This window comes from Agriterribacter sp., from assembly GCF_035444585.1.
GTDB lineage: Bacteria > Bacteroidota > Bacteroidia > Chitinophagales > Chitinophagaceae > Agriterribacter.
The window spans coordinates 1-10,011 of sequence record NZ_DAOMOZ010000180.1 but is presented as its reverse complement, the minus strand read 5'-3'; the positions used below and the strand labels follow the sequence as shown (position 1 = coordinate 10,011).

Genomic DNA, 10,011 nt, shown 5'->3' with positions numbered 1-10,011 from the left:
ACTTTGCCTCATAATAAGTGACTGTTTTTTGTCAACCTATTTTAGGCATGCACAACTACTCACTACTCACTACTCACTACTCACTACTCACAATTCACCCTTCGTAAGACAACAAATGCGAGATAATAACCCATTCCGACTTTCACCTCTCTCCTCTCACTTCTCACGTTTCTCACTTATTATCAAACGCCAGTTCTATATCCGATGCCGCATATCCAACACAGGTCAATACCAGCCCCTGCGCCAGGTCGTTTTGGGTGAGCACATCGTTTACGCTCATCTTTATTTCACCCTCCAGGCATTTTGCCACACAGGTTGAACATCTGCCTCCCCGGCAACTGTAAGGCAGCGCAATACTCTGATCCAGTGCCGATTGCAGAATGGTTTGTGGATATTCGATGGTAAAGGTCAGCATTTGATCACCGGCATGAACGGTTACCCGCCTTGGCCGTATATCTTCTATTAATGGAGGGGGCGGCGGCTCATCTATTACAAAAAACTCTTTCCTGATCTGCTCTTCATCAAAACCCATAAGCAAAATGGTAAACTGACACATGCGCATAAAAGCTGTTGGCCCACAAACAAAAAACTTAGCATTGCTACGGTTGATTCCCACTTTCTCAGAAATAATCGTTTCAAGTTGTTCATTATTTAGCCGCCGGGACGAACGAAGCGGGGAATGCGGAACACTCACAAAATCAAGCCAGGTAAATCTGTGGGCATACTGAATTGCCATCTGTTCGAGTTCTTTCCTGAAAATGGTATCCCTTTCTGTATGATTCTGATATACAAGGATCACTGAAACACCGGGGCTATGGTGCAGGATATCCCTGAGCAGAGCATATACCGGTATGATACCGCTTCCTGCTGCCAGTAAAAAAATATCGCTTTGTGCGGTGATCTGTTTATCCGGCACAAACTTACCCGATGGAGCAAGCGCCGTAAGTATATCCCCTGCCCGGCAATGATCCAGCAGATACCGCGATACCTGACCATTCCTGACCCGCTTTACTGTTATGCTTATCTGTTTGTCAACACCGGGTGCTGAAGACAGGGAATAAGATCGCCGCACTTCAAACCCGTTTAACTGAAAAATGAAGGTAATGAACTGCCCTGCTTTGTAAAATACCTTCTTCCCGCCTATCTCCTCCAGTACAAAAGTAGAAGCCTCGTGTGTTTCGGGAATGATTTTGGTGATACGAAAGTCAAGTACCTGGCTGATCATCACATAAAGTTGCAGGGTGAAGCATAATTTTTGCTAAAATAAAGCATCCCCGCAGTTCAATGACAATATAGTATTAACAGAAGTACCGTGTACAGAATAAATGGGTTTCATTTTAAGCCAGGTAACACAAGAAGGGGCCGCCTAAGTATTATTTTGCCACAAAGCCCCGCCTGGACCGGACGGGCAGGCACGAAAGCACAAAAAAATAAACCCTGAAGATCAGCACTTTGTGCCCATGTGTCTTTGTGGCACATCTTCTAAGCCAGACCTTTGGATTCCTATATATTACAAATTATCCGTTATCATTTTTTAATTATCCTGAGTATATATAGTAAAGCATGAACAGCAGCAAAAATCAGTGAAAAATAAAAAATAAAAGTATCCGCCCCGTTTGTAATGCTATGGTGAACAAACGCTATTACAATTAAGCTCACCGATAAAAACAACCCGCTATAACCCACAACTTTATTGCCCTGCTTCAGGGTTTGAGCCTGCCCTCCCGAAAGCTTGCTATGGTAAACACCATACCACAGGTAAATATCAAAACCTATGATCATCCATACAATTAAACGGATCCAGGTATCCAGGGGCAGGAACGCCATCATAAAAAAGCAGGTAGCTATACCCAGGATCGGCACAAGGGGAACCAGCGGCGTTTTAAACCCTCTTGGAGCATCAGGCATTTTTACGCGCATTACCCATATTCCAACACATACCAGTATAAAGGCGAACAAAGTACCGATACTGGTCATTTCGCCTACCACCCTTGCAGGCACAAAGGCTGCGAACAGGCTCACCAGCAGCATAAACATCAAATTGCTTTTTGCCGGGGTTTGAAATTTAGGATGCACGTTCGAAAACACTTTTGGTAACAAGCCATCCTTGCTCATACTATAAAATACACGGCTTTGTCCCATTAACATAACCAATATAACAGAAGCATATCCACCCAGGATCGCCAATATGATCGCACGGTTCAGCCAGGGATAATCGGGGTGAATTAATCCTGCACTATCGGGTTTCCCCATATGGTCAATAGCAACCGCTACCGGTGCAATACCGTCCTGTCCGCGGAAAGAGGTGTAGCTGGTAACGCCGGTCATCACGTGAGCAAAAAGAATGTATAATATGGTACAAACAGCTAATGAACCCAGGATGCCTATGGGCATATCCTTTTTGGGATTTTTGGCTTCCTGAGCTGCTGTACTTACGGCATCGAAACCGATATATGCAAAAAACACTACCGCTGCAGCCCGTATTACCCCGCTAAAACCAAATTCTCCGAAAGTGCCTGTATTATCAGGGATGTAGGGGACATAATTGTCTTTATTGATGTACTGCCAGCCTAAAATAATAAACACCAGCACTACCCCAACCTTAAGCGTTACAATAACCGAATTAACCCAGGCGCTTTCCTGTGTTCCTCTTATCAGCAGCAAACTCACCAAAACAACTATTAATACGGCCGGAAGGTTAATTAAGCCTCCTTCCCATGGACCCGCGGTTAATGAAACAGGTAAAACAATATCAAACCCTTCCAAAAACTTAGCCAGGTACCTGCTCCAGCTAATGCTTACGGTAGCAGCACCAACCGCATATTCCAATACAAGGTCCCACCCTATGATCCACGCAATAAACTCTCCCATTGTTGCATAACTATAGGTGTATGCGCTGCCGGCTACAGGTATCATTGATGCAAACTCTGCATAACATAATCCCGCAAAAGCACAACCCAATGCCGCTACAATAAATGAGATGGTAATGGCCGGACCAGCCTGATTGGCTGCCGCAAGGCCTGTAATAGAAAACAAACCGGCGCCGATAATAGCGCCGATACCCAAAGCCACCAATGCCCAGGGACCCAATGTTCTTTTTAAACTTCCCGGTCCTGTTTCCTGTGCCTCTGCAATTAGTCCTGCAATTGGTTTCCTTACAAATAAACTCATAGCGTTGGTGGATATTTAAACTGATTTTCCTATGCGTATGTAAAAATGAGATTGAAAAGTAGTGATTTCTATCCAAAACAAAGGAAAACTTCCCCGATTTCAAAAAAAATGATTTCTATTTCATTAACCGTGAACTTTCTGTTAGTTTTGAAATTTACACTCCCTTAGCATTATATGAATAAACGCAGTTCAGGATTATTGGCGCTTTCCCTTTTCACCATTATTGCCGTTTTACATTTTATTCATTTAGAGCATTGGGTAACCATCCCGGAGAAAGTATTATTTATCAGCCGGTGGCTTTTGATCGGAAGCCTTATACCGTATGCCTGGTTTAAAAAATCACTTACTACATGGATATTTGTTGCCATGGCTATCGGAGTGGAGATAGGCCTTGACTTCCCCGCCTTTTCGCAACATCTGCGTTTTTTGAGTACCATATTTTTACGTCTCGTAAAAACTATCGTAGCACCCTTATTGTTTTCTACTTTAGTGGTGGGCATTGCCAGCCACTCCAACCTGAAGCAGGTAGGGCGAATGGGCTGGAAATCGCTCCTGTACTTTGAAGTTGTTACAACCTTCGCATTACTTATAGGACTGCTGTTCATAAACATTACAAAAGCCGGTGTGGGTATAGAGGTACCCCAGGCTTTACTGAAAGAGCTGCCGGTTGCCGTGGAAAAGACCTGGCAGGATCATATTGTAGACATTTTCCCTGAAAACATTATAAAATCCATTTACGAAGGCAATGTATTGCCTATTGTATTGTTCAGCGTATTGTTTGGAATAGCCCTTGCAAAGCTGGCCCCCAACCGAAAGAAGCCTATGCTCGAATTCTCGGAGAGCCTGGCTGAAGCCATGTTTAAGTTTGTTAATATCATTATGCATTTCGCTCCTTTTGGCGTGGGAGCGGCCATTTCGGTAACCGTTGGGCATTTGGGCCTTGATATTCTGAAAAACCTGCTGATGTTGCTGCTCACATTATACATAGCATTGTTTGCATTTCTGCTCCTCATACTTTTGCCCATATTATTATTTATAAAGATCCCCCTAAAAAAGTTTATCCAGGCCATAAAAGAACCGGTTTCCATTGCTTTTGCCACAACCAGCTCCGACTCGGCGCTCCCGATAGCTATGGAAAACATGGAGAAGTTTGGTGTACCGCGGAAAATCGTATCCTTTGTTATACCCACCGGTTACACCTTTAATCTGGATGGCACCACTTTATACCTTTCTCTTGCATCGGTATTTGTAGCCCAGGCGGCAGGGCTTCATTTATCTATCGGTGAACAACTGATGATCGGATTTTCGCTGATGCTCACGAGCAAAGGAGTGGCGGCAGTGCCAAGAGCATCTTTGGTGATCCTTATTGCTACAGCATCAACCTTTGGCTTCCCGCTATGGCCCATCATGGCCATATATGGCATAGATGAGCTCATGGATATGGCACGAACCTCTGTAAACGTAATTGGAAATACACTGGCCAGTTGTGTGGTGGCACGCTGGGAAGGAGAGTTTGATGACAATAAAGCGATGGCATTTCAGCCGGATTAAAAGAAATTTAACCTTTTCTTTTAGCATTCTTTTAAGAAAGCTTATAAAATTCAGCGATTTATTTCAGCAGATACTGCAATTTTGCCACCGAAATGAAAAAACTTCAAAACAAAAGTATGTTCAAAAGAATTGTTGGCGCGGCTATCTGCTTTATAATGAGCTTTCCCGTATTTGCACAGGAAGAGGAGATCAGGATCCAGGTCCTTAATCAATATGAAGAAACCCTCAATAACATCACCATTACCAATGCCGGTAAAACAACAGATTATTTTGCCGATAAAACCGGCTTCTTTACCATTCAGGTTGTGCCCTCCGATTCTGTAACAATCAGCCATAGCGGTTACAGCAATATTTCCTATACGGTTGCTTCGCTCAAAGCAAAAAAAACAGCCACGCTTCGTAAAGATTTCTCATGGAAGGATCTGATGAACCCGATGTTTTATATTATCAATGGCGGGCTTTGGCTTTTATTATTCATTGTATTTGCCGAAACCGGTTTGTTCGTGGGCTTTTTCCTTCCGGGCGACAGTTTGCTTTTTGTTGCCGGAATATACAGCAGCAACCTTGTACATGAGTTCTTTAAAGCATTTGGCATAGAACATATCCGCAATGAATGGATAGACTTATTGCTAATGACAACGCTTATTTCCCTGGCCGGTATCGTAGGCAACATGGTGGGTTACTGGTTTGGCAGGAGAATAGGCCCTGCTATGTACAGTTGGAAAGACCGCCTCCTTTTTAAAAGAAAATACCTCAATGACGCACATGATTTTTACGAAAAACACGGTGGAGGCGCCATCATTTTTGCACGGTTTTTACCCGTTATACGCACTTTTGCACCAATCGTGGCAGGTATCGTACAAATGGACCGCAAAAAATTCATGTTTTATAACATAGTGGGTTGTGTGGCCTGGGTGGTGAGCATGATATTCGCAGGGCATTTCTTACAAATATGGGTAAGAAAACAGTTTGGTTTTGAGCTGAGAGATCACCTCGAAATGATCATTATCATTATTGTACTGGTAACTACTTTACCCGTGGCCTGGAAACTTTTATCAGGCAAAAGCAAAAAACCAACAGCATAAAAATACAAAAGCTCATGCCCCAATCCAAAAACGCTGTATTCAATATTGCCGTAATAGTAGCGGCATTGGGTTATTTTGTTGATATATATGACCTGCTTCTTTTCGGCATCATCAGGATAGAAAGCTTAATAGACCTGGGGCTTAATGAGGCGGCTCTGCTGACCGATGGCGAAACCATTTTACAGTGGCAGATGTGGGGGCTCTTGCTTGGTGGTATTATATGGGGTGTTATGGGCGATAAAAAAGGAAGAATAAGTGTGCTGTTCGGATCCATCATTTTATATTCTTTAGCCAATATCGCCAATGGTTTTGTACAAACGGTAGACCAGTACAAATGGATACGCTTAATTGCCGGGCTGGGATTGGCCGGCGAGCTGGGTGCAGGCATTACACTGGTATCAGAGCTCACTTCTAAAGAAAAAAGAGGTATTGCTACTTCAATGGTGGCAGGACTTGGACTAACGGGTGCTGTAGCCGCTTTTTTTATTAAAGAAAATTTTCATTGGCGAACCTGCTACTTTATTGGCGGCGGACTGGGACTTTTGCTGCTTCTGTTGCGTATTTCTGTTTTTGAATCGGGCATGTTCCACGAAGTGAAAAAAATGAACGTAAAACGCGGTAACCTGCTTATGTTCTTCACCAACGCAGAGCGGTTCAGAAAATATTTAGTTGCAATATTAATAGGGCTTCCCACCTGGTTTGTGATTGGCGTGCTGGTTACCTTTTCAAGCGAGTTCGGAAAGCATATGGGTATTACCGAAAAAATAGATCCCGGGAAATCTATTATGTTTGCCTATGTTGCTATTTCTTTAGGGGATATTATAATTGGATTTGTAAGCCAATGGTTCAAAAGCCGTAAAAAGGCCCTGTATGTTTTTTATGCCATTACAGCCATTTTCATGATCCTTTATTTTACCATTCAATGGAATGGGTCTGCTTCCCGGATGTACTGGATATGTGCGGGACTTGGCTTTGGCACCGGCTTCTGGGCCATATTTGTTACTATGGGCGCCGAACAGTTTGGTACCAATATAAGGGCAACGGCAGCTACAACCATACCCAATATGATCAGGGGAATGCTGGCTATTTTTATCCTTCCCTTGTTCCAGGGTTTGCGGAATGTTACCGATTTTTATACCGGCGGATGGATATCGGCAATAATAATTATGGCAATTGGCACAGCGGCTATCATACTTACAAAAGAAACCTTTGGCAAGGATCTGAATTATGTAGAGGAGTGAATTGTGAGTTGTGAGAAGTGAATAGTGAGATGTGAATGGTGAGTAACGAATCATTTAATTGAGGAAGGAATCCAGGTATAATTTTCAGTCAGCCGTCCGTCAGCAAAATCAACTAAAGGGCCAACTAACCAACCAGCATCCATGAAATTTCTCATCATCCGTTTTTCTTCCATAGGCGATATTGTATTGACCACTCCTGCAATCCGTTGCCTCAAGCAGCAAATTCCGGGTGCAGAGGTGCATTTTCTTACCAAAACAAAATTCAAAGCCGTTACGGCAGCCAACCCATACATTGATAAGTTCCATTATTTTGATAAAGATCTTAAGCAAACGGTAAGGGATATACGGCGGGAGCAGTACGATTATATTATTGACCTGCATAAAAACTGGCGCACACTGCGTATTTATCTCGAAACGGATATGAAAACAAAGTGGCTTGGCTACCGTAAGCTCAGCATACAAAAATTCCTCCTAACCAAACTGGGCATCAATATAATGCCCGGCATTCATATTTCGCAACGGAGCCTTAATACATTGCTACCACTGGGTGTAAAGGATGATGGGAAAGGGCTCGACTATTTTATCCCCCGCGAAGAAGAAATTGAAATAACCGAATTGCCTTTGTCGCACCAAATGGGTTATATCGCCATTGTTATAGGGGGCTCCTACTTTACAAAAAAGCTGCCGGTATACAAATTACAGGAGCTTTGCCTGCAAATACCGCACCCTGTTGTACTGCTTGGAGGAAAAGAAGACAGTGAAGCCGGAACAGCAATCGCCAGTATTGACCCGGTAAAAATATACAATGCCTGTGGCAAGTTTTCACTAAATGAGTCGGCCGGTATCACCAGGAGAGCAAAGCTGGTCATTTCACACGATACTGGTTTGCTGTACATTGCCTGTGCTTTTCAAAAACCTGTGCTGGCCATTTGGGGAGGCACTTCACCCAAACTGGATGTAGAACCTTATTATGGGAGCGGTTCACCCCAAAAACACAGCAATTTTATCGTGCCTCACCTGCCATGTCAGCCCTGCTCTAATTTCGGAACAAAAACATGTCCCAAAAAACATTTCAAATGCATGCATTTGCAGGACATTGCTCAAATGGTTGAAGAAGTGAAGGAAAAAATAGGAGCGCGTCAATTATGAAATTATCTTTATCACGCCCAGATAATCGAGCAATAATATGCCGAAGAATGCTAAAATGAAAAACACCAGCGCTATTTCTCCCCATCTTGTGCCCTGCCTTACCGGCGATTTGAAAAGAAATCCGGCGGTTACCTGGATAAGCACACCCAAAGAAAAAACAGATAATCCGAGAAAAAGGAACTGATCAAATATAAATACTGAAATAAACAAGCCGGCAAGGATGAGCAGGCTTCCTGTTACTTTCAAAGGAGAGTTGAGATACTTTGTCATGGTCTTAGGATACAAGATAACTATTGAATGACTAAAATTATTCAATCTGCCGGACACAGTTGTTGAAAGAACGGGGACATGGGAAAAATTTATCTTAAATCAACCCCAAAATTATTCCTGCAGCACGGAAAAACCTTTGGCGGTAAACTAATTTTAAACAACTTCTAAGTAAAAATAAATACAGGGTAGATATCTTATTTGGCATAAGATCCGGTCCACTCACCTTCCTTATTGAAGATATTAACGCCACTATCCGAATCGGTGCAGGCAAACATACCGGTCCATTCATCATTCAGATCAAAGCAATTAAAGGTTTTATTGTCTGTTTGAACCATGTAGCCTGTCCATTTTCCCTTCAGGTCAAAGCACAGGATCACCAGTTGATTTCCCCATACGTAATAACCTGTGTGATTGTCTTCTTTATCAAACAAATAATATCCCACCCAATTGCCGTTCATCAACGGGTTCAGGCTTAGCGACCGCAGGGGATTGAGCAGCTCATTATAATGGGGATTGACCCTTGTATTGAGTTTAGGATTGATCAATGCATTGCTTGCGGGATTGATGGCTGCATTGGAATAGGGATTCAAATGCCAGTTAAACATGGGATTGATCTTCAGATTTTTTTCGGGGCTGATGCGTTCATTAGAATACGGAGATAAGGTTTTATTAAGTTGGGGATTCCTGTTAAACGGAACCTGTGAATAAGCGGATAAGGATAGGGTAACGAGGGTAACGAATGTAAAAAATAAAATCAGCTTCATACGCGTTGATTTAAGTTTACCAGACACAGTAAGGATACAGAATTGGGGCTAAAGGTTGCAACAGGCATTGGAAAACTTAAATATAACCAGAAATGCTATTTTAAAAAAATGCTTTACGCACTGCACGTTCGCGTTTCAGTATATGAGCCTTGCAATATTACAATGTTAAGAAAGTCTCCCGCGCCTGACCTGTTCAAACCGGTACCGCATCAAACCTGAAACGTGAGCAGTGAAGCGGTTGCTTCAGCCTCGTTTTTCGCGATAATATACGATTGCCTGACTCAGCATCAATTACCCGGAAGACCTTCTGATTTACATAAATATGTTACAGCGTATTCAAAACATTATTCATGTTTCGCACCGCATCTGCCGATTTACTGAACAAGGCTTTTTCTTCTTCATTCAAATTGAAATCAATGATTTTTTCCCAGCCGTTTTTCCCGATAGTTACAGGAACGCCAAGGCAAATATCTTTCTGGCCATATTCTCCTTCAAGATACACAGAACAGGGTATCAGCCGTTTTTCATCTCTTACAACAGATTTAACGAGATCGGCTCCGGCGGCGCCCGGGGCATACCAGGCCGAAGTGCCCAGTAATTTTGTGAGCGTTGCACCGCCAACCATCGTATCTGCCGCAACTTTCTTTAATGTTTCGGCATCGGCATATGCATTTACGGGCGTACCCTGGTAAGTGGCCAAACGGGTCAGGGGGATCATGGTGGTATCGCCGTGACCGCCAATTACAATGCCCTGTAAATCAATGGCTGAAACGGACAGCG

Annotated in this window: 9 protein-coding genes; 4 read left to right on the top strand and 5 right to left on the bottom strand. The window is 43.1% G+C overall.

Going from position 1 to position 10,011, the window contains the following annotated elements:
• Nucleotides 1-172: 172 nt before the first annotated feature.
• Nucleotides 173-1,225, bottom strand: a complete 1,053-nt coding sequence (locus PLH26_RS16640; RefSeq protein WP_324587158.1) for a flavin reductase family protein — start codon at nt 1,223-1,225, stop codon at nt 173-175.
• A gap of 302 nt (nt 1,226-1,527) precedes the next feature.
• Nucleotides 1,528-3,171 carry an amino acid permease gene (locus PLH26_RS16635; protein WP_324587157.1) on the bottom strand — a complete coding sequence of 548 codons (1,644 nt, stop codon included), beginning with the start codon at nt 3,169-3,171 and terminating at the stop codon, nt 1,528-1,530.
• Nucleotides 3,172-3,345: 174 nt separating this feature from the next.
• Here PLH26_RS16635 and PLH26_RS16630 point away from each other — a divergent pair, with 174 nt between their 5' ends.
• From PLH26_RS16630 to PLH26_RS16615, 4 genes are all read left to right on the top strand, one after another.
• Nucleotides 3,346-4,722, top strand: a complete 1,377-nt coding sequence (locus PLH26_RS16630) for a dicarboxylate/amino acid:cation symporter (RefSeq protein WP_324587156.1) — start codon at nt 3,346-3,348, stop codon at nt 4,720-4,722.
• Nucleotides 4,723-4,838: 116 nt separating this feature from the next.
• Complete coding sequence (locus PLH26_RS16625) at nt 4,839-5,807, top strand: VTT domain-containing protein (RefSeq protein ID WP_324587155.1); 969 nt, start codon at nt 4,839-4,841, stop codon at nt 5,805-5,807.
• Between the two features lie 14 nt (nt 5,808-5,821).
• Entirely contained in the window at nt 5,822-7,048 is a 1,227-nt protein-coding gene (locus PLH26_RS16620) for an MFS transporter (protein ID WP_324587154.1), read from the top strand.
• A gap of 141 nt (nt 7,049-7,189) precedes the next feature.
• Nucleotides 7,190-8,197: a glycosyltransferase family 9 protein gene (locus tag PLH26_RS16615; RefSeq protein ID WP_324587153.1), complete on the top strand. Its 1,008-nt coding sequence runs from the start codon at nt 7,190-7,192 to the stop codon at nt 8,195-8,197.
• On the opposite strand, the gene PLH26_RS16610 is transcribed toward PLH26_RS16615, so the two are convergent.
• From PLH26_RS16610 to PLH26_RS16600, 3 genes are all read right to left on the bottom strand, one after another.
• Nucleotides 8,192-8,467 carry a hypothetical protein gene (locus tag PLH26_RS16610; RefSeq protein WP_324587152.1) on the bottom strand — a complete coding sequence of 92 codons (276 nt, stop codon included), beginning with the start codon at nt 8,465-8,467 and terminating at the stop codon, nt 8,192-8,194. The genes PLH26_RS16615 and PLH26_RS16610 overlap by 6 nt on opposite strands.
• Nucleotides 8,468-8,661: 194 nt before the next feature.
• On the bottom strand, nt 8,662-9,231 hold the full coding sequence (locus tag PLH26_RS16605) for a hypothetical protein (protein WP_324587151.1): 570 nt from the start codon (nt 9,229-9,231) through the stop codon (nt 8,662-8,664).
• A gap of 325 nt (nt 9,232-9,556) precedes the next feature.
• Nucleotides 9,557-10,011, bottom strand: a 455-nt coding sequence (locus tag PLH26_RS16600) for a Rossmann-fold NAD(P)-binding domain-containing protein (protein WP_502876403.1), incomplete at its 5' end; no start/stop codon positions are given.

Excerpts from the sequence above, each read along its gene's own strand:
- PLH26_RS16625 (WP_324587155.1), top strand. The coding sequence starts at position 4,839 with ATGTTCAAAAGAATTGTTGGCGCGGCTATCTGCTTTATAATGAGCTTT.
- PLH26_RS16605 (WP_324587151.1), bottom strand. The coding sequence starts at position 9,231 with ATGAAGCTGATTTTATTTTTTACATTCGTTACCCTCGTTACCCTATCC.
- PLH26_RS16635 (WP_324587157.1), bottom strand. The coding sequence starts at position 3,171 with ATGAGTTTATTTGTAAGGAAACCAATTGCAGGACTAATTGCAGAGGCA.
- PLH26_RS16620 (WP_324587154.1), top strand. The coding sequence starts at position 5,822 with ATGCCCCAATCCAAAAACGCTGTATTCAATATTGCCGTAATAGTAGCG.
- PLH26_RS16610 (WP_324587152.1), bottom strand. The coding sequence starts at position 8,467 with ATGACAAAGTATCTCAACTCTCCTTTGAAAGTAACAGGAAGCCTGCTC.
- PLH26_RS16640 (WP_324587158.1), bottom strand. The coding sequence starts at position 1,225 with ATGATCAGCCAGGTACTTGACTTTCGTATCACCAAAATCATTCCCGAA.
- PLH26_RS16630 (WP_324587156.1), top strand. The coding sequence starts at position 3,346 with ATGAATAAACGCAGTTCAGGATTATTGGCGCTTTCCCTTTTCACCATT.
- PLH26_RS16615 (WP_324587153.1), top strand. The coding sequence starts at position 7,190 with ATGAAATTTCTCATCATCCGTTTTTCTTCCATAGGCGATATTGTATTG.